At 69.9% G+C, this 19,100-nt stretch carries 14 protein-coding genes and 1 tRNA gene; 6 read left to right on the top strand and 9 right to left on the bottom strand.

Annotation, left to right across the window (positions count from 1 at the left end):
- Positions 1–335: 335 nt before the first annotated feature.
- On the top strand, positions 336–1,001 hold the full coding sequence (locus DJ74_RS09440; protein WP_094522044.1) for a hypothetical protein: 666 nt from the start codon (positions 336–338) through the stop codon (positions 999–1,001).
- Here DJ74_RS09440 and DJ74_RS09435 read toward each other — a convergent pair.
- Complete coding sequence (locus DJ74_RS09435; RefSeq protein WP_094527088.1) at positions 977–2,317, bottom strand: M20/M25/M40 family metallo-hydrolase; 1,341 nt, start codon at positions 2,315–2,317, stop codon at positions 977–979. The two genes, DJ74_RS09440 and DJ74_RS09435, sit on opposite strands and share 25 nt — an antisense overlap.
- A gap of 123 nt (positions 2,318–2,440) precedes the next feature.
- Here DJ74_RS09435 and DJ74_RS09430 point away from each other — a divergent pair.
- A tRNA-Lys gene (locus tag DJ74_RS09430) sits at positions 2,441–2,514 on the top strand.
- 212 nt (positions 2,515–2,726) lie between these two features.
- On the opposite strand, the gene DJ74_RS09425 is transcribed toward DJ74_RS09430, so the two are convergent.
- The 6 genes from DJ74_RS09425 to nasA (DJ74_RS09400) all read right to left on the bottom strand — a co-directional run bounded on the left by DJ74_RS09425 (position 2,727) and on the right by nasA (DJ74_RS09400) (position 11,349).
- Positions 2,727–3,383, bottom strand: a complete 657-nt coding sequence (locus tag DJ74_RS09425; protein WP_094527090.1) for a lactate utilization protein — start codon at positions 3,381–3,383, stop codon at positions 2,727–2,729.
- 497 nt (positions 3,384–3,880) lie between these two features.
- On the bottom strand, positions 3,881–5,533 hold the full coding sequence (gene thsA, locus DJ74_RS09420) for a thermosome subunit alpha (RefSeq protein ID WP_094522046.1): 1,653 nt from the start codon (positions 5,531–5,533) through the stop codon (positions 3,881–3,883).
- Between the two features lie 340 nt (positions 5,534–5,873).
- The gene (locus DJ74_RS09415) at positions 5,874–6,416 is read right to left on the bottom strand and encodes a KH domain-containing protein (RefSeq protein ID WP_049983967.1); all 543 of its coding nucleotides are present in this window, start codon (positions 6,414–6,416) and stop codon (positions 5,874–5,876) included.
- Between the two features lie 102 nt (positions 6,417–6,518).
- Positions 6,519–7,451 carry a serine/threonine-protein kinase Rio1 gene (gene rio1 / locus DJ74_RS09410; protein ID WP_094522047.1) on the bottom strand — a complete coding sequence of 311 codons (933 nt, stop codon included), beginning with the start codon at positions 7,449–7,451 and terminating at the stop codon, positions 6,519–6,521.
- 55 nt (positions 7,452–7,506) lie between these two features.
- Positions 7,507–8,805 carry an MFS transporter gene (locus DJ74_RS09405; protein ID WP_094527087.1) on the bottom strand — a complete coding sequence of 433 codons (1,299 nt, stop codon included), beginning with the start codon at positions 8,803–8,805 and terminating at the stop codon, positions 7,507–7,509.
- 456 nt (positions 8,806–9,261) lie between these two features.
- Positions 9,262–11,349, bottom strand: coding sequence for an assimilatory nitrate reductase NasA (gene nasA / locus DJ74_RS09400; RefSeq protein WP_094527086.1), 2,088 nt, complete (start codon positions 11,347–11,349; stop codon positions 9,262–9,264).
- 461 nt (positions 11,350–11,810) lie between these two features.
- On the opposite strand from nasA (DJ74_RS09400), the gene DJ74_RS09395 reads away from it, so the two are divergent.
- From DJ74_RS09395 to DJ74_RS09385, 3 genes are read left to right on the top strand one after another with little or no spacing between them, the layout of a single operon-like run.
- Positions 11,811–13,577 carry a nitrite/sulfite reductase gene (locus tag DJ74_RS09395; RefSeq protein WP_094527085.1) on the top strand — a complete coding sequence of 589 codons (1,767 nt, stop codon included), beginning with the start codon at positions 11,811–11,813 and terminating at the stop codon, positions 13,575–13,577.
- Between the two features lie 23 nt (positions 13,578–13,600).
- Positions 13,601–15,736: an assimilatory nitrate reductase NasA gene (gene nasA, locus DJ74_RS09390; protein WP_094527089.1), complete on the top strand. Its 2,136-nt coding sequence runs from the start codon at positions 13,601–13,603 to the stop codon at positions 15,734–15,736.
- Between the two features lie 22 nt (positions 15,737–15,758).
- Entirely contained in the window at positions 15,759–16,040 is a 282-nt protein-coding gene (locus DJ74_RS09385) for a DUF6360 family protein (protein WP_094527084.1), read from the top strand.
- Between the two features lie 18 nt (positions 16,041–16,058).
- On the opposite strand, the gene hjc is transcribed toward DJ74_RS09385, so the two are convergent.
- A complete protein-coding gene (gene hjc, locus DJ74_RS09380; protein WP_094527083.1) occupies positions 16,059–16,604 on the bottom strand; it encodes a Holliday junction resolvase Hjc in 546 nt (181 codons plus the stop codon).
- 63 nt (positions 16,605–16,667) lie between these two features.
- On the bottom strand, positions 16,668–17,198 hold the full coding sequence (locus tag DJ74_RS09375) for an NADPH-dependent FMN reductase (protein WP_094527082.1): 531 nt from the start codon (positions 17,196–17,198) through the stop codon (positions 16,668–16,670).
- A gap of 355 nt (positions 17,199–17,553) precedes the next feature.
- On the opposite strand from DJ74_RS09375, the gene DJ74_RS09370 reads away from it, so the two are divergent.
- On the top strand, positions 17,554–18,933 hold the full coding sequence (locus DJ74_RS09370; RefSeq protein ID WP_094527081.1) for a phosphoglucomutase/phosphomannomutase family protein: 1,380 nt from the start codon (positions 17,554–17,556) through the stop codon (positions 18,931–18,933).
- Positions 18,934–19,100: the final 167 nt, after the last annotated feature.

Below are 19,100 nucleotides of genomic sequence, written 5' to 3'. Positions count from 1 at the left end.
CTGCCCCTTTGAGTCCCGCCCGCCCGCAACCGCACCGCAGCCTCACGCCTCCCCAGCCTCGTCGCTGGCACCCTCCGCTTCGCTCCGGGAGCCAGCGACTCCCTCGCGCGTGCGATTCGCGGCCTGACGGCCGCTCATCGGCACGCGCCACCGCTCGTTTATAAATGGCTGTGACGACACCTCGCGACCTTTTTATATATCACGTCGCCGTCTCGGCTTCGTCACTCGCTCCGGGCCACTGCCGACCGTCCACGGTTCCTCGCGGCCCGTCCCGGTCGCGAGCGAATCCTGCCCCGGTGCCGGTCGCTTATGTGCGTACGTCCGAAGAATGTGGTATGAACGAGGACTCTCGCGCAGACCGCCGCTCTCCCGTCGGCGAGCCCGTCGTCCGGGCCGACCCCGAGGTGACGGGCGAGCGGGCCGCGGAGGCGGTCGGCTTCGACCCCGACGACCCCGACAGCGTGGCCGAGGCGGCCGAGACGGTGGCCCGCTTCGCGGCCGGCGACGTCGGCGACGAGGACAACGTCCTGATGCTGCGCGGGGCGGCCGCGTGCGCGGCGCTCGTCCGCGGCGTCGGCTCGTACAAGGCGGCGGCCGAGCGCGCGGGCGACGGCGTCTCCGTGGCGTTCATCCGGAAGTGGGCCCGCGTCCACGACCTCCCGCAGGCGATCCGCCGCCAGGTCGCCGGCGGTCGGATAGCCCCGAGCGCGGCCAAGCACGTCGCGCGCCTGGGCGGCACCGACCGCTACCTCCTCGCGTGGGCGACCATCGACGGCGGGCTCACGGTCCGCGAGGTGCGCTCGATCGCCTCCGCCGTCAACGACGGGTCCGACGTCGAGGCCGCGGTCCGCGAGGCCGGGTTCGAACTCGGCTCTCTCGGCGTCCGCTTGCCCCTCGACACGTACGTGGATCTCCGGCGCCGCGCCTCGAACCGCAACCTCGAACCCGGGGCGCTCGTCGCCGAAGCGCTCGACGGCTACTTCGCCGGCGCGTCCGAGTAGCCTTCCGCGAACCGGCCGACTGCGGCCGCGATCGCTTCCCGCCCGCGCTCGACCTCCTCCCACGCGATCGTCTCGTCCGGGTAGTGCGCCTCCGCGACCGTCCCCGGCCCCAGCAACACGGTCGGGATCCCCGCCGCGACGTAGTGTCTGGAGTCGGCGCCGTACGTCGCGCCGGTCGGCTCGGGGTCCGGGAGGCCGGCGTCGACGAGCCCCGCCCGTGCGGCCTCGACGACCGGCTCGTCGACGGCGACCTCGCTCGCCTCGAACTGCACCGAGAACCGCTCGAACGTCGGCGGACGCTCGCGCAGCCACGGGTCCTCGGCGACGACCTCGTCCAACCGCGCGCGGAACGCCGCCTCCACCTCGTCGACCCTCTCGCCCGGCGCGACCCCGATCCGGAACTCGGCGGCGAGCGTCGCCGGCACCGTCGACGCCCACGACCCGGCCTCGACCCGCCCGCAGACCACCGGCCACGGCACCGGGAACTCCGCGTACAGGGGGTGGGTCACCGACTCGCCGCGCTCCGTCTCGAGGTCCATGAACGCCTCCCGGATCGCCTCGAACCGCGGGAGGACGTCCTCGCCGCGCCAGCGCGTGGCGGCGTGCGCGCTCCGGCCGCTCAGCTCCAGCCGCGCCATCAGCGACCCCTCGGTGGCGATCACGGGGCGCAGCTCGGTCGGCTCCGCGACGATCGCCGCGTCGCGCTCGAAGGGGTACGGGTTCGCGAGCGCCGCGGTCGCCGCGCCGTACCCGCCGTCCTCCTCGCCCGCGACCGCCTCGACGACGACGCGGAGCCCGCTCTCCGGGAGATCGACTTCTCCGGCCGCGACCGACTCCCGGACGTCGAGCGCCGCGCCCACACAGGCCGCGACCCCCGATTTCATGTCCGCCGCGCCGCGAGCGGTGAGGGTCTCGTCGCCGCCGTCGCCGCCGTCGGCACCACCTCCATCACCGCCACCGCCCCACTCCGGTTCGAAGGGGTCGCTCGACCACTCCGCGGGCTCGGCCGGGACCACGTCGATGTGGCCGTTCAGCACGACCGTGGGGACGGGGTCGTCGTCGACGTCATTCTCGCTCGCCCCGCCGAGTTCGAGCACGCCCCCGACGCTCCGGCGTCCCGTCACGTCCGCCTCGTCGAGGTCGTCCGGGAAGGAGGGGTGCCCCGCGAGGAGGTCGGCGTCGGCGTCCCACGCGTACGTCTCGAAGCCGAGGTCGCCGAGCCGCTCCTCGACGAAGTCGGCCGCGGCCGCCTCCTCGCCGGCGGTGGAGGCGAACCCACAGAGGTCGGCGGCGAACCCGCGCATGTCGAAGTCCATGCTCGCGGCGACGGCGGCGCCCGTGAAACCGTTTCGGATCCGGCGGACGACGGCGTTTCGGCGGGCCCGCCGCGGGTGGTTTCTAAACGTTTATCCGTGGTCTGTCCCTACCGATCCGTGTCTGGGCCGGTAGCTCAGTTAGGGAGAGCGTCCGGCTTTTAACCGGACGGTCGGGGGTTCGAATCCCTCCCGGCCCGTTTTCCTGCGACCAACGGGAGCAGTGAAAACGCCAGCGGGATTCGAACCAGGGAGCACGCAGCGCCGAGCAGAGCGAGGCGACCGTGCGAGTGGGGTTCGAATCCCTCCCGGCCCGCTGTACCGCCGCGAGCAATATGGCGAGCGACGGCGCCGCTCGCTGGCGTCGAAAGGGAAAACAGAGCGTGTGTCGGTATCGTCGGCGTTACCCGGTTCAGTACCCGAGCCGCTCGCGCACGAGGACGACCGTCGTCCGGTCCTCCTCGGGCTCCTGCCGGTAGATGAGCTGTTTCGCGATCGACGACTCGACGCCGTACGCCTCCTGCGCGCGCTCGTTCTCCAGCGGGTACGCGACCGACTCCAGCCGGTCGAGGGCGTCGTCGAGCGTGGGGACGATCTTGTTCGCGCCGCTGACGATGACGACGTTGCCGGCGGCGAACGGGTACGCGCCGATCCGGCTGCCGGAGAGGTCGGCGGCGACGAGTTCGCCCGTCTCCGCGATCGCGTTGATCCCGCCGAGGAAGTAGTCCGCGGTCTGGGCCGTCCGGCGCGCGGCCTGTCGCTCGGCGTCGTCGTCGATGCCCCAGATCTCGTCCGGGAGGCTCTCCCAGTCGTGATCGCCGTCGCTCAGGAGCTCGTCGAAGCCGATCTCCTCCAGCGTCGTCGAGTGACCGTTCATCACCGACGCGCCCGCGGGGATCCGCGCTTCGACCGCCTCCAGCGCCTCGTCGGCGGAGTCGACGACGACGACCTCGAACCCGTTGGCCTCGAGGTTCGCCACCGCCGCTTCGACGGTCTCGTCGTCGGGGAGTCGGTCGAGCGCGTCGTCGATCGCCGTGTCGTCTGCGTAGTCGGCTTTCTGTTGTGGCATGGTGAAGTGAACGCGAATCGGGACCGCGGTGCGCCGCTCCGTGGCCGAGTCCACGTCGAGAGCGGCCGGGGTCCGTCTCGTGTTCCATTCGAGGCGCGGCCGACACTTAACGGCTCGCGAACCCTCGTGTCGGGTGGTGACACCGGTGTTATCGTCGTGTCGGCGGGGTGACCGCTCGGGGCGCTCGGCAGAGCGACTGCGCGGAGCGCTCGGCGGTGCGACCGGCCGACGCCGCGAACGGCGAGCCGCCGGCTCGGCGCTCGGTCGTCTCGATAAAAAACGCGTGTCGTCGAGGCCCGCGAGGGCGCGCGACGGTCGGGGGGCGATACGGCGTCGGCGTCAGGTCGGAACGGATGTGGCGCGTGAGTTCTCGCCGAACTTCACACCTCGCGGGTCGCGTGCGCTCACGGGGCGACTCGCCCCGTTCGCTTCGAGGTCTCCCTGCGGTCGACCTCGCTCGCTCCCCGCTCGGTATCGAGGTTCTTTCAGAACCTCGCTTACATCGCGCCGCCCATGCCGCCCATGCCGCCCATGCCGCCGCCCATGCCGCCGGGCGCGCCGCCGGGGCCGCCCTCGTCGCCGCCGTCGTCGGTGCCGCCGCCCTTGAGGTCGCCGGCCGCGATGACGTCGTCGATGCGCAGGATCATGACGGCCGCCTCGGTGGCGGACTCGATGGCCTGGGTCTTGACGCGGAGCGGCTCCACGACGCCCTCGGCCTCCATGTCGATCACGTCGCCCGTGTAGGCGTCGAGACCGGCGCCGAACTCGCCGGCGTCGTGCCGGGAGCGGAGGTCGACGAGCGAGTCGATGGGGTCGAGACCAGCGTTCTCGGCGAGCGTGCGCGGAACGACTTCCAGCGCGTCGGCGAACGCCTCGACGGCGAGCTGCTCGCGGCCGCCGACGGAGTCGGCGAAGTCGCGGAGCTGCAGCGCGAGCTCGGCCTCGGGGGCGCCGCCGCCGGGCAGGACCTGCCCGTCGAGCAGCGTCGTGCGGACGACGCCGAGCGAGTCCTCGATGGCGCGCTCGACCTCGTCGACGACGTGTTCGGTGCCGCCGCGGAGGATGAGCGTGACGGACTTCGCCTCTTCGACGTCCTCGACGAAGATGCGCTCGTCGCCGCCGATGTCCTTCTGGGCGACGGAGCCGGCGAAGCCGAGGTCGTCCGACTCGATGTCCTCGAGGTTGGAGACGACGCGGCCGCCGGTCGCGCGGGCGAGGCGATTCAGGTCGCCGGACTTCGCGCGGCGGACGGCGAGGATGCCCTCCTGCGCGAGGTAGTGCTGGGCCATGTCGTCGATGCCGTCACCGACGAAGACGACGTCGGCGCCGATGTCGACGAAGTGGTCGACCATCTCGCGGAGCTGCTCTTCCTCCTGGTCGAGGAACTGCTGGAGCTGGTCGGGGTCGGTGACGTTGACCTCGGCGTCGATCTCCGTCTCCTTCACTTCGATGGCGCCGTCGAACAGCGCCACGTCCGCGTCCTCGACGGCGAAGGGCATGTTCTCGTCGACGCGCTCCTTGTCGACGATGACGCCCTCGACGAGCTCGGACTGGTCGATCGAGCTGCCGACGACCTTCTCGACGGAGACGTTCTCCGTGTCGATGCCGTCGTCGTCCTTGACCGCGAGGACGGAGTCGACGACGAGCTCGGCGAGGAGGTCCTTGGAGTTCTCCGCGCCCTTGCCCGTCATCGCCGTCTCGGCGATCTCGACGAGCGTGTCGTAGTCGTCCTCGGAGACTTCGATGGCGTCCTCCTCGAGGATCTCCTTGGCCTTCTCGGCGGCCTGACGGTACCCCTGCGCGAGGGTCGTCGCGTGGATGTCCTGGTCGAGGAGCTCCTCGGCCTGATCGAGGAGCTCACCGGCGACCACGACCGCGGAGGTGGTGCCGTCGCCGACCTCCTCCTCCTGCGTCTCGGAGACCTCGACGATCATGTTGGCCGCCGGGTGGTCGATGTCCATCTCCTTCAGGATGGTGACGCCGTCGTTCGTGACGACGACGGACCCGCCGGAGTCGACGAGCATCTTGTCCATCCCTTTCGGGCCGAGCGTGGTGCGGACGGACTCCGCGACCGCCTTGCCGGCCGTGATATTCATGTTCTGCGCGTCCTTTCCGGAAGTTCGCTGCGACTCCTCAGAAAGTACGATCATGGGCTGATTGCCCATCCGCTGGCGCTGTGACATTACAACCTTTGATTGTTTGTGATTCTATATAAACCCTTCGTTCAGGTCGTGCGAAACCGCAACACGGTGGGCGGTATTCCTCCGGCATGTGGCTCGTTATCACGGGTGTTTATATAGAACGACAGATCGAGCGTCGGGGCGCGATCGTGTATACACGGACTGCGGTGGCGCGTTCCGGTGAGCGGCCTGTCGGGCCGCGACCCGTCGGTGCGAGGGAGGCGGCGGCTTCGGCGGCGGTCGCTGCTGACGCAGAAACAGTCTCCGATAAGCGAACGACTGAGCCGACAACGCCGGGGCTAACTCACAGTTATTGCGGCGCGTTGAAGCTCACGTCGTCGTCGAGCTCGTTCGACATCCGCTCTAAGTACGAGTACACCGCGCCGTGCGGGGCCCCGTCCAACAGCATCCCGACCGCCCGGCGAACCACTTCCAGCTCCTCGGGCTGGCCGACGGCGCCCACGGTCGAGCCGTAGACGACGACGTTCGCGCCCGATAGCTCCTCCAGCAACTCGCGCGTGCGACCGTTCTCGCCGATGATCCGGCCCTTCTTGCGCTGGAGGTCGTTATCGTTGCGAGTGTGCTCGGAGAGGTCGATCAGGTCGAGCGTCCGGAGGTCGTGGTCGAGGATCGACAGCGCCGTCTCCGGCGTGAACCCCCGTCCGATCGCCTTGATCACGTCCGGCGCGACCATCGCGGCGACGGGGTCGTCGCGCTCCTCGATGGCGACGCTGCCCGACTCCGAGTCGACGTCCAGCCGCACGTTCGCCCGCTCTTCGATCTCCCGCATCGTCTCGCCGCCGGCGCCGATGACGACGCCGATACGGTCCTGCGGAACCGTCACGTGTTGCATACGTCGGAATACCCGGCGAAGCCTTTTAAGCGTGTCCGCCGGCTCCGGGTGTGCGGTCGCGTGACGGGGTCTTCGGCCGCTTGAGACCGATACCGTCGCGATTCACTCGCCCGACTCCCCGCTCGGGTCGGCCTCCGGTTCCGTCACGTACGACCGGAGGTCGTCGGGGTCGACGTCGATCCCCTGCCGGGTGAAGAACGTCGCCACGTTCTCGCAGTCCCGCTGGAGGAACTCGCCCGCGTTCGGGTGGTGGACGGTCACCGCCTGCCCGAGGTCGATGATCACCAGCTCGCCGTCGTGGATGATCATGTTGTACTCCGAGAGGTCGCCGTGGATCAGGCCGGCCCGGTAGAGCCGGCGCATGTATTCGCGGACGACCTCGTAGGCGGTCTCGGGGTTCTCCACGTCGACCTCGTTCAGCCGCCGGGCGCGGTCCTCGGCGTGGCCGACCAGCTCCATCACGAGGACGTTCCGCTGAACCGCGATCGGTTCGGGGACACGCACGCCCGCCTTCCGCGCGCGCTCGAGGTTCGCGAACTCCTTGCGGGTCCACGCCAGCACGACCGCCTTCTTGTCGCTCGCGATCCCCTCGAACCGCGGGTCGCCCTCGAGGTAGTCGCGCATCTGCCGGAAGTTCGAGGAGTTGATCCGGTACACCTTCACGGCGACCTCGCGCTCCGGCGTGACGCCCTCCGGACCGCCGCCCGCGGCCGCGGAGCCGGGCTCCGGTCGCTCGCCCGCCTGCCCGCCGAGCGCCTCGAAGACGCTCGCCTCCTTCCCGGTCGACACCGGCCCGCCGAAGGCGTCGACGTAGCCGTCCTGCACGAGCTTGTAGATGGCCGCCAGCGTCGCGTCGTCGAACACCGACTCCTGGAGCTTGAACTGCTCGGTGTCCTTGATCCGCTTGCGGAACTCGTCGAACTCCCGGTCCTGTCGGAGGGCGATCCGGTCCGCCTCCGTGTCGGAGACGTCCAGCTGCTCCCACTCGTCGCCGGGCTGCTCGTCGGGCTCTAACAGGACGAACTCCTCGCTCATTCGCGTGGGAGTTCGGCGCCGCGAGGGATAAGCGAGGGGGTCCCGAGCCGCTCCGTCAGTCGTCGGCGACCGGCGCCCCGTCGCTCCCGGTCACCAACCCGTCGTCAGTCGCCCGTTCGGCGATCCGCGGCTGGAACACCCACGCCGCCAGCAGGACGATCGGGACCATCGACACGCCGACGACCGCGTAGCCGGTGTGGAGGGTCGGGAGGAACGGGGCCGCGTACACCAGCGGGTAGACGATCCCGCCGACCGTGCCGACGCCGCCGACGACGCCGGCCACCGCGCCGGAGCTGTCCGGGAACATCGCGGGCACCTGCGCGAAGATGGCGCCCTCGGAGAACGCACAGCCCATGCCGACGAGGAAGCCGGCGCCCACGGCGACGAGCACCCGGCCGGAGAGGCCGGCGAGCGTCATCCCGAACATCGCGAGGACGACGAAACACAGCGAGACGAACGTCCACTGCTCGCGGTAGCGACCCGCGAAGAGCGGGATGATATCCCGTTCGGCTCGAGCCAGCCGGTCGCTGACGTACCCGCCGATCGGCCGCAGCAGCCCGGCGGCGACCGAGAACGTCGCGGCGAACGTCGACGCCAACACGAGGTTCTGCGTGTCGAACCCCTCGCGGTAGTAGGTGGCCAGCCAGCCGTTCATCGAGAGTTCGAGCCCGAACGTCATCACGTACGCGAGCGCCAGGACCACCGTTCCGTACCTAGTGGCGGTGAAGATCCACTCTCTCAGCCCGGCCTTCTCCTTCGTCGCCGCGCGCTTCTCGCTGCTCTTGGCGGCCTCGCCGAACGCGTAGTAGACGCCCGCCAGCAGGATCGACACCACGCCGGTGTAGAAGAACGCGGCGCGCCAGTTCGTGTCGAAGATCGGCCCGCTCCACCCGGAGGAGAACACCCTCGGGAGCACGAGCGCCCCGCCGGCCGCGCCGGCGTTGCCGACCCCGGCGTAGATCCCCTCGGCGGTTCCGAGCTCCGCCGCGTCGAACCACTCGGAGACGTGCTGGATCCCGATCACGAACGTGATCCCCGCCGTGGCGACGATCAGCCGCGTGACGAAGAACGTCGCGTACGACTCGGCGAACGCGCTCCAGATCGAGAAGACGCCGACGTACGCCAAGACGATGGCGAAGATCGTCGGCGCCCCGAACCGGTCCGAGAGCCACCCGGTGAGGATCCGGCCGAACGGCGCCAGCCAGATCGCCGCGCTCGCCAGGACGCCGATATCGGCCAGCGACAGCCCGAACTCCTCGGCCATCGGTCCCGTGAAGGGCGCGAACGAGAACCAGATCAGGAACGAGAAGTTGAACCCGACCGTCGCGAGCAGCAGCGTCCGGTACTTCGTCATCCGGATCGGACTGTTCACGCGTACCACCCCTGAGAGCTACCCGTCACCCGCCGATCCGGCCCGGCCGTCCTCGGAGCCGACGACAATGGCCGGATGACCGCCCACGCGTGCGAGCGTCCCGCTCCGAGTGTTGGTTCCTCACACTCAACCGCTCGTGAGATTCCGTATCTGAGTTTATTCACGTTGAAGGCACACGAACTAGGGGTTGAAAAGATAACTGATGAACATACGTCCGTTAATCCACGATGGAATGAGTAATAGCGCAATCCGCGGCTCGAGATATATTTATTTCACTACCTGGTTACAGAATTTTTATTACTGAGCTAATACGCCCGATAGAACTGATGAAACAAAATAATATACCAAATTGTTGTTCATTATATGGTCTAAGGATCGCGTCGAGGGAACGCCGTCCTCGACGCAGACGGGGCGCGTCCGGAAAACGCCGGCCGCGGATCACTCGGCGGCGACCGCCTCGTAGTCGCGTCGCTCCCGTCGGTCGGGAGCCGAGATCCGCACCGCGCACTGCTTGAAGTTCGGTTCGGCGGAGTCCGGGTCGACCGCGGACAGCGTGAGCTCGTTTATCGCCCCGTAGTGAATCGGCAGCCAGACCATACCGGGTGGAACGTCGTCATTCGGGCTGACCGCGACTCGAACCGCGGACCGGCGGGACGCGATCACCGTCTCCCCCCGGTCGAACGCCGCCAGGTGTCGAGCGATCGTCTCCGGGTGGATCCGCGCCGTCGGACGGCCGTTCCCGTCGTCGTCTCCCGTCCGGACGCCCGTGTTGTAGACGCCGTCGGCCCGCCCCGTCGTCAGCGTGAGCGGGTACTCCCCGTCGACCGGTTCGGGGACCTCGCTGTGCGCGACCGTCGAGAACCGCGCGCGACCCGACGCCGTGTCGAACGACCAGTCGCCGTCGTCGCGGTACCGGTAGCCGCCCTCCGCGTCGGCGGTCGGGGCGGGCCAGCGGACCGCCAGCTCCGACGCGAGCCGGTCGTAGGAGATCCCGGACAGGTCGGCCGTCGTGCCGGCGGTGAGGTCGCGGATCTCGTCGAACACCGCGGCCGGGTCCAGCGGCGGGTCGTCGAACAGACCGGAGTGGATCCGGTCGCCGACCGCCGCGATGATGTCGAGGTCCTGGCGGGCGTCTCCCGGCGGATCGGTCACCGCGGTGACCCGCGAGACGCGCCGTTCCATGTTCGTCGTCGTCCCCTCGGACTCCCCCCACGTCGCCGCCGGGAGGACGACGTCCGCCAGCTCGACGGTGTCGGATCGGAACGCGTCCTGGACGATCAGGAACGCGTCGTCGAGCGCGCGCTCGACGTGGCCCGCGTCGGGCATTCCGGCGACCGGATTCGTCGCGACCGTCCAGCAGACGTCGACGTTGTCGCGGGCGAGCTCGTCGACGATGCGCACGAAGCCCGGACCGGGGGAGTCGGGGAGCCGGCCGAGCGGCACGTCCCAGGCGTCGGCGACGGCGCGCCGGGCGGACGAGTCGTCGAACGGGCGGTACCCCGGCCAGGTCCGCTTCGAGGCGCAGACGCGGTTCCCCATGGAGTTGGCCTGGCCGGTCAGCGAGAAGGGGCCGCTCCCGGGCCCCATGTTCCCCGTGGCGAGGCAGAGGTCGATCAGCGCCCGCGCGGTACCGGTTCCCTGCACGCTCTGGTTGACGCCCATCCCCCAGTAGACCAGCGTCGGATCCCCGAACGCGTCGGCGATCTCCCGGACGCGTGCGGGCGAGACGCCGGCGACCGCCGCGGCGTCGTCGACGCTGGGGAGCGACTCGGCGGTCGCCGCGAACCCCTCCGTGTGTCGCTCGACGAACGCCTCGTCGACCGCGCCGGCGTCGACGACCCCCGCGAGCACCGCCCGCGCCAGCGCGAGGTCGGTCCCGGGCTCCGGCCGGACGTGGACGTCGGCGTCGGCCGCCGTCCGCGTCTCGACCGGGTCGACGACGATCAGTTCGCCGTCGCCCGCGGCGGCGCTGTTCTCGATCCACGAGTGCAACACGGGATGCGCGACGGCGGGGTTCGCTCCCCAGACGACGTGGGTCTCCGCCGCCGGAACGTCGTCGTAGGTCGGCGGGGGCGCGTCGCTGCCGAACGCCTGGGCGTACGCCGCGACGGCCGAGGCCATACACAGGGTCGTGTTCGCGTCGTAGTGTCGCGTCCCGAACGCGCCGCGGGCGACCTTTCCGAGCGCATACGCCGCCTCGTTCGTCTGTTGCCCGCTCCCCAACACGGCGACGTTGTCGGGGTCCCGGCGAATGGCCTCGATGAGCCGCGTCGTCACGACGCCGAGCGCGGTGTCCCAGTCCGTCGGCCGGAGCGATCCGCCCCGACGGATGAGCGGCCGCGTCAGCCGCTCCGCGCCCGGGTCGACGGTCTCGCTGACCCCGCGCTGGCAGTTGCGGCCGCCGGTCGTCGGGTGGTCCGGGTCCCCGGAGACGTCGACGAGGCGGCTCTCGTCGGTCGACTCCTCCTGGCGGTAGCCGCACCCGACCGCACACCGCATACAGGTGGTCGGTTTCCGGTCGCTCATACGCTGACCGGTGGCGTCAGAACTGATCGTTCGTCGTTTCTCTGGACATCGTTGTTCGGAAACATTTCGACTGTGTCCACGGTGGCCTGTATGACGGATAACTATTGTTTATAATCAAAAACCACCGTATATCGGGTATCTGGGGTGTTTCGTGCGATCGCGGCGGAACACATCCCTATCGATTGAAGTTCCTTAACCAATATCCCGCTGTGAGAAGATAGTTCCGATCCGAAACGTCTGGGCGAAGTCGCTTTGGGAATAACAAATTCGCTCCGAAGCGGCCGAAATTATCTGGGCTGAATCGACCGGATTCCGATCTGTGGCGATCGAGCGCATAATTTCTGTATTTATTAAAGAGACAGCATTTTATGCCACGATATCCACGTAATATCCAGACAAATGCGTCAAACATTTGAAAAAGAACTGGCCGAGGCTCGGATCGGCAACTCGGGTGAGGCTGCGTGACGAACAAGAAGGAGACGTGGAAAGACGGGATGTACGGCGACGAGGTCCGGGAGAAGATCCTCGAGTTCGCGGAGGCGGGGTGGGAGTCGATCCCGGAAGACGAACGCGACATGTGGTTCTCTCGGTTCAAGTTCTGGGGCGTCTTCCACCAGCGCTCCGGCCAGGAGAGCTACTTCATGCTGCGGCTGGCGAACGCGAACGGCCTCCTCACCGCCGAACAGCTGCGCGCCGTCGGCGAAGTCGCCGCGGAGTACGCCAGGGGGCCGGTGTCGAATCCGGAGTTCGGCGACGCGTGGATCGATCTCACCACCCGCCAGTCGATCCAGCTCCACTGGCTCAAGCTCGAAGACATCCCGGCCGTCTGGGAGAAACTGGAAGGCGTCGGTCTCTCGTCGCGCTCCTCGGGGGGCGACACGATGCGGAACATCTCCGGCTGTCCGGTTGCCGGCCGCGACAAACACGAGTTCGTCGACGCGCAGCCGGTCCTGGACGAGATCACGGCGAAGCTCCGCGCGGACGACGACCTGGCGAACATGCCCCGGAAGTTCAACATCAGCGTGACCGGCTGCCGCGAGGGGTGCGCGCAGGACTCGATCAACGGGATCGGCCTCGAACCCGCCGCGAAGGCGGTCGACGGCGACGACGTGCGCGGGTTCAACGTCCGCGTCGGCGGCGGCCTCGGCGGTCGGGAGCCCCGGCGGGCACGGAGCCTCGACGTGTTCGTGACGCCCGACGAGGCGTACGACGTCGTCAGGGGGTTCGTCGAACTGTACTTCGAGAACGGGAACCGGGAGAACCGACAGAACAACCGGAGTCGGTTCTTCGTCGACGAGTGGGGCACGGAGAAAATTCGCGACCGCCTGCAGGCGTCGTACGTCGACTTCGACCTCCGGTGCGAGGGAGCGGACCTCCGCGACGAGTACACGTACAACGCCGGCAAGGCGCCGTCCGAGGGGAAACACGATCACGTCGGCGTCCACGAGCAGACCGACGGCGACTACTACGTCGGTCTGGCGGTGCCGATCGGACGGCTGACCGCCGCCGAGACGGTCCGGCTGGCCGATCTCGCGGCGACGCACGGCTCTAGTGAGATGCGGCTCACCCGGCGGCAGAACCCGCTCATCCTGGACGTGCCGGAATCTGAGCTGGACGAACTCCTCGACGCCGACCTGCTCGAGACGCACAGCCCCGAGCCGAGCGTGTTCACGCGGGGCGCGATGGCGTGTACGGGCACGGAGTTCTGCTCGCTGGCCCTGACGGAGACGAAGGCCAGGACGGCGGCGATGCTCCGCTGGCTGCGCGCCAACGTCGACCTCCCGGACGACGTCGAGCAGATCAAGATCCACTACTCCGGCTGCACGGCGGACTGCGGCCAGGCGATGACCGCCGACATCGGCTTCCAGGGGATGCGAGCGCGGAAGGACGGCGAGATGGTCGAGGCCATCGACGTCGGCGTCGGCGGCGGGATCGGCCCCGAGCCCTCCTTCGTCGAGTGGATCAGACAGCGCGTCCCGGCCGACGAGGTCCCCGGCCTGCTGCGGAACCTCCTGAACGCGTTCGCGGCGGGGCGCGAGGAGGGAGAGACGTTCCGTGAGTGGGTCGAGGCGACCGGCGAGGAGGCGCTCGTCGAACTGGCCGAGCCCGAGGAGACCGACTACGAGGACCCCTGTCTCACCGACGCGAAGCGGTCGTGGTACCCGTTCGCCGACGGCGAGGGGCCAGCACCGACCGACGTCGACGGGACGGCGCGGGGTGGGGAGTGAACGACCCCGTCCCGACCACCTGCATGCGGTGCGCGGTCGGGTGCGGCCACCTCACCGGACGGGTCGACTCGGGGTACGGAATCGACGGCGTCCGGGGGGACGTCGCCCACCCGACGAACCGCGGGCTCGCGTGTTCCCGCGGCATCGACGAGACGCAGAACCCCGACGGCGAGTGGCTGACGCGACCGTACGTCCGACAGGAGGGCGAACTGCGACGCACCACGTGGGACGTCGCGCTCTCCCGGGTCGTCGACGAGTTCCGCGACGTGCTCGACCGGGACCGCCACGGCCTCGCGGTCCTCGGAAGCGGCCAGCAGACGAACGAGGCCGCCTACGCGCTGGGGAAACTGGCCCGCGGCGGCTTCGGGACGCGACACTACGACGCGAACACGACGCTGTGTATGGCGAGCGCCGTGGCCGCGTACAACGACGCGTTCGGGAGCGACGCGCCGCCGCCGACCTACGACGACATCGGGGACGCGGCGACCCACGTCGTCTGGGGCGCGAATCCGGCGGTGGCACATCCCGTGCTGTTCCGGTGGGTAGTCGAGAGCGCGACCGAGGACGGGAGTCGGCTGATCGTCGTCGACCCGGTCGAGACGCGGACCGCGGAGCAGGGAGACCGACACGTCGCCCCCGACCCGGGGACGGACCTCGCGCTGGCCCGCGCCGTCCTCGCCCGAGCGATCGAGCGCGGCGAGGTCGACGAGGCGTTCGTCGAGGAGGCGACGACCGGCTTCGAGGCGGTCCGGGAGTCGCTACCGGACCCGGCGACGGCCGCGGCGACCGCGGGCGTCTCCCTCGCGACCGTGGACGCGCTCGCCGACGCGTTCGGGGATCCGACGCTGGTCTACTGGGGAATGGGCGTCAACCAGAGCGTCCAGGGGACCGACACCGCCGGCGCCCTGATCGACCTCTGCCTCGCCACGGGAAACATGGGCCCGGGAAGCGGCCCCTTCTCGCTGACCGGACAGGCCAACTCCATGGGGACCCGCGTGTGCTCGTCGAAGGGGTCGTGGCCGGGGATGCGCTCGTTCGAGGACCCGGCCGAACGGCGGACGATCGCCGAGGCGTGGGGCGTGTCCGTCGAGCGCCTCCCGGACGATTCGGGCCCGGGACCGGTCGGTATCTGCGAGGCGATCGACGGCGGTCCCGTCAAGGCCGTGTGGGCCGTCGCGACGAATCCGGCCGCGGGACTGCCGGACGCGTCGGCCGCCCGCGACCGCCTCCGGGAGACGTTCCTCGTCGTTCAGGACGCGTTCCACACCGACACCACCGAACTGGCGGACGTCGTCCTCCCGGCGGCGACGTGGGGGGAGTCGGACGGCACGGCGATGAACATGGAACGGCGCGTCTCGCGGGTCCGTCCGGCCTCCGACCTCGCGCCGGCCGTGCGGACCGACCTGGACGTCATCACGGCCGTCGGAGAGGCGATCGCTCCCGGGCTGTTCCCGGAGACGGAGCCGGCCGCCGTGTTCGACGAGCTCGCCGCGCTCACCGCCGGCACGGCCGCCGACCTCTCCGGCGTCTCGTACGACCGGCTGCGGGAGGAGCGCGCCGTCCGCTGGCCCGCTCCGTCCGCGAAGTCGGAAGGCGGGTACCGCTACCACGACGGCGGCGGCTGGTCGTTTCGGACGCCCTCCGGCCGCGCCCGGTTCTCCACCGGAACGCACGGCGAAGCCCCCGAACCGACCGACGAGTCGTATCCGCTCGTGTTGACCACCGGCCGCGAGCCGGACGGGTACAACACCGGTGTCCGGTCGCGGGACGGGGAGGCGGACCCCGCGGTCGTCGCGCGGGTGAACCCGGCCACGATCGAGCGCTCGAGCGACGGGACGAGAACGGAGGAAGAGGCGTCGGAGTCCGCGTCGGAGTCGTCGGATCCGGTCGGGGAAACGGCGATCGAACCCGGCGCGATCGCGCGTCTCGTCTCCCGGCGCGGCTCGATTTCCGTCCGCGTCACAGCCGACACGGCCGTCCCGACGGGAACGGTCTGGCTGCCGATCCACAACGGGGCGACCAACGACCTGACGCTGGCGGCCACCGACCCGCGCTCGAACGAACCGAACTACAAGCAGTGCGCGGTCGCGCTGGCGCCGACCGCCGCCGAGGTCGCCGCCGAGGAGCCGCGTCGGACCAAACCGACCGCCGACGACTGAGACGGAACCCGATCACGATCCCATGTCAAACCGAATCACGACCGTGAACGCGTACACGACGCTCGACCTCGTCGCCGCCCGGATCGAGACCCACGAGACGGCCCTGTCGCTCGACGGGGTGGTGGACGTCGCGGTCGCGGACGACTCGCCGGACTGCGTCGTCTTGAGCGTCGAACTGGACACGGTCGGCGTCGACGGGGTCACCCCGCACGCCGACCGCGTTCGCTTGACTCCCGAGCAGGCGGAGACGCTGGCCGACGACCTGACGGAGTACGCCCGCGACGCGAGGGCAGAGTCCGACTGACGTCCGGCCGAGACACGCTCACAGCACGTCGAGCGCGTCCTCGACCGGCATGTGACCGTCTCGAACCGCCGTCAGGATCTCGCGCCGCTCCTCGAGCTCGGGGTCGACCCCCTCGTCGCCGTCGTCGCCGCCCACCTCACCGAGCGTCACCTTCTCCGTCTCGCCGACGAACTCGGGGAAGTCGGTGCCGTCGGCGAGCGCTTTCTCCTTCTTGACGCGATACGAGCCGGCGTCGGTGGTGTAGAGGTCGCCCGGGTGGAAGAAGTACCAGTCCTCGCGGTCGAACCGCACCGCGATCCGCGCCTTGGCGCCGAAGTTCCGCGCGAAGAAGGTCAGCGCCTCCACCTCCTCACCGGTGAGGTAGATCGGGTCGCCGGCGCTCGACTTCGCCTCGACGGCGTAGAACGTCTCGCCGTCGCCGGCGAGCACGTCGGGGAGCTCCCGTTCGGTCGCGGCGCCGCTGGCGGGCGCGCGCATCACGGCGAAACCGGCCTCGTCCAAGGCGTTCACCAGTTCGCGCTCGCGGCGGTCGCCCTTCCGGTTAGCGGACACGGTCGTCGTCACCCGGTTCGGTCATGCGCGACGTAGGCGCGAGGCGGTCAAAAGGGCGGCGGGTCGGCGGTCGCGTTACTCCCGGAGCCGCTCCGCGTGCTCAACGACGACTCGGCCGAGCCGCTCCGTGCGCTCCCGGACCTCGTCGTCCGCGATCCCCGCCTCGTCGACGACCGAGGAGGCGCCGCGGATCCCGACCTCGTGTGGGACGGTCCACGCGTGGACGTTCCGGAACGTCGACCGGAGGTGTTCGAGCGTCCCGCCGTAGGAGCCGCCGCCGGCGGTCGCCAGCAGCCCGACCGCGGTGTTCTCGTACTCCGTCGAGCCGCAGAAGTCGTGGAAGTTCTTAAACGTCGAGGAGTAGGAGCCGCGGTACACCGGGGTGCCCGCGAGCACGCCGTCGGCCTCGCGCACCCGCCGCTTCAGCGCCTCGCTGTCGCCCTGCGCGTCCTCGTCCGGGTGGTACAGCGGGAGGTCGACCGCGCCGAGGTCGATCATCCCGGTCTCGGCGCCGGCGGCCGCCGCGCCGTCGAGCGCGACTTCCAGCGCGGTCCGCGTGGTGCTGTCCGCGCGCCGGCTGCCGGAGACGGCGACGATGCGGGTCATACGTCGGAATCGGCGCCGAACGACAAAAAACGGGGCTGATTCCGATGACCGAACGCGCTGTCTTGTCGGTTACTTATAAATAATTGATTGGAGATCGTCGGTGAACGCTTGCAAAGCCCCAGCCGCTCGGCTATACGTGCCCGCTGAACGATCGTCGGTGAACGCTTGTAAAGCCCCAGCCGCGAAGCGCCGGCGACCAGAGGGATCTTCGGTCCCTCGCTGTTCGCGGCCCTCCGGGCCGCTCACTGAGGCGCGCCACCGCATCGCTCGTTTATAAATGTCTACTCTCGGCTCGCCCCCGCAAGGTTCGCGCGCGGCACCGGGCATTATTGTCCCGGCCGCCGACGTGGTCGACATGGATAAGATTGCATTCGGCACTGACGGTTGGCGGGCGACGCTCGACGTGTTCACCGACGAGCGCGTGCGGATCGTCGGGCAGGCGATCGCCGACCACCTCGACGCGGCGGGCCACGAGGAACCGGTCGCGGTCGGCTACGACGCCCGCGAGACCTCGGAGGGGTTCGCCGAGAGCCTCGCCGAGGTGCTCGCCGGCAACGGGTTCGACGTGATTCTCCCCGAGCGCGACACGCCGACCCCGGTGATCGCGTACGCCATCGTCGACCGCGGACTCGCCGGCGCCTGCATGGTCACCGCCTCCCACAACCCGCCCGAGTACAACGGCGTGAAGTTCATCCCGAGCGACGGCGCGCCCGCGCTCCCCGGCGTCACCGAGGACGTGGTCGACAGACTCGCCGAGCCCGACCTCCTCCCCGAGGACGAGCGCGGCGAGATATCCCGCGTCGACCTCGTGAGCGCGCACGCCGACGCGGCGCACGAACTCGTCGGCGCGGACCTCGACGGGGTCACGGTCGCGTACGACGCGATGCACGGGAGCGGCCGCGGCGTCACCGACGCGCTCCTCGAGTCCGCCGGCGCGGAGGTCCGGCGCCTACGCTGCGAGCGCGACGTGACCTTCGGCGGCGAGTCCCCCGAACCCTCGGCCGAGCACCTCGAGGAACTGGCCGCCCGCGTCACCGACCCCGACAGCGACGTCGACCTGGGTGTCGCCAACGACGGCGACGCCGACCGGATCGCGGTCGTCACGCCCGAGCGCGGCGTGCTCGACGCGAACCTCTTCTACGCCGCCTGCTACGACCGCCTCTTGGAGGACGACGCCGGGCCCGCGGTCCGCACCGTCTCCACGACGTTCCTGATCGACCGGATCGCGGAGGCGCACGGCGAGCAGGTGTACGAGACCCCGGTCGGGTTCAAGTGGGTCGCCGAGGCGATGGGCGAGCACGACGCGCTGTTCGGCGGCGAGGAGTCCGGCGGGTTCACTCTCCGCGGGCACGTCAGGGAGAAGGACGGCGTGTTGATGTCGCTGCTCGCCGCGGGCACCCACGCCGCGGAGCCGTTCGACGAACGCGTCGACCGTCTCCTCGACGAGTACGGCCACATCGCGGCCGGGAAGGTGTCGCTCGACTGCCCGGACGACCGGAAGGAAGGCGTCCTCGACGAGCTGGAGGACCACATCCCCGAGTCGGTCCGCGGGTCGCCCGTCGCGAAGGTCGTCACGCTCGACGGCTTCAAGCTCCTCTTGGAGAACGGCTCGTGGCTGCTCGTGCGCCCCTCCGGGACGGAGCCGAAGCTCCGGGTGTACGCCGAGGCCGACGGCGACGAGGCGGTCGACGAACTGCTCGCCGAGGGCCGCGAGATCGTCGAACCGCTGATCTGAGCGCGGGAGAGCCGGACCGGGCCTAGCCCGGGATCCCCCGAGAGCCGACCCCGAACCCGACCCCGCAGGCCGTCGCCGCGGTCTCGGTGGTCGTCGCTGCGCTCGGTCCTCGACTCGGCAATCGGGGCCCCCGTCGTCGGGGGCCCCGATTGCCGAGTCGAGGACCG

Source organism: Halorubrum sp. Ea8 (assembly GCF_002252925.1).
Lineage (GTDB): Archaea > Halobacteriota > Halobacteria > Halobacteriales > Haloferacaceae > Halorubrum.
The sequence above is the reverse complement of the archived record's forward strand: the minus strand, read 5'-3'. Positions and strand labels throughout refer to the sequence as shown.

What these genes read in the sequence shown, in the direction of transcription:
- nasA (WP_094527089.1), top strand. Translation starts at nt 13,601, where the DNA reads ATGCGGTGCGCGGTCGGGTGCGGCCACCTCACCGGACGGGTCGACTCG.
- rio1 (WP_094522047.1), bottom strand. Translation starts at nt 7,451, where the DNA reads ATGAGCGAGGAGTTCGTCCTGTTAGAGCCCGACGAGCAGCCCGGCGAC.
- DJ74_RS09415 (WP_049983967.1), bottom strand. Translation starts at nt 6,416, where the DNA reads ATGCAACACGTGACGGTTCCGCAGGACCGTATCGGCGTCGTCATCGGC.
- DJ74_RS09440 (WP_094522044.1), top strand. Translation starts at nt 336, where the DNA reads ATGAACGAGGACTCTCGCGCAGACCGCCGCTCTCCCGTCGGCGAGCCC.
- nasA (WP_094527086.1), bottom strand. Translation starts at nt 11,349, where the DNA reads ATGAGCGACCGGAAACCGACCACCTGTATGCGGTGTGCGGTCGGGTGC.
- DJ74_RS09385 (WP_094527084.1), top strand. Translation starts at nt 15,759, where the DNA reads ATGTCAAACCGAATCACGACCGTGAACGCGTACACGACGCTCGACCTC.
- DJ74_RS09435 (WP_094527088.1), bottom strand. Translation starts at nt 2,317, where the DNA reads ATGGACTTCGACATGCGCGGGTTCGCCGCCGACCTCTGTGGGTTCGCC.
- DJ74_RS09370 (WP_094527081.1), top strand. Translation starts at nt 17,554, where the DNA reads ATGGATAAGATTGCATTCGGCACTGACGGTTGGCGGGCGACGCTCGAC.
- DJ74_RS09405 (WP_094527087.1), bottom strand. Translation starts at nt 8,805, where the DNA reads ATGACGAAGTACCGGACGCTGCTGCTCGCGACGGTCGGGTTCAACTTC.
- DJ74_RS09375 (WP_094527082.1), bottom strand. Translation starts at nt 17,198, where the DNA reads ATGACCCGCATCGTCGCCGTCTCCGGCAGCCGGCGCGCGGACAGCACC.
- thsA (WP_094522046.1), bottom strand. Translation starts at nt 5,533, where the DNA reads ATGATCGTACTTTCTGAGGAGTCGCAGCGAACTTCCGGAAAGGACGCG.
- DJ74_RS09425 (WP_094527090.1), bottom strand. Translation starts at nt 3,383, where the DNA reads ATGCCACAACAGAAAGCCGACTACGCAGACGACACGGCGATCGACGAC.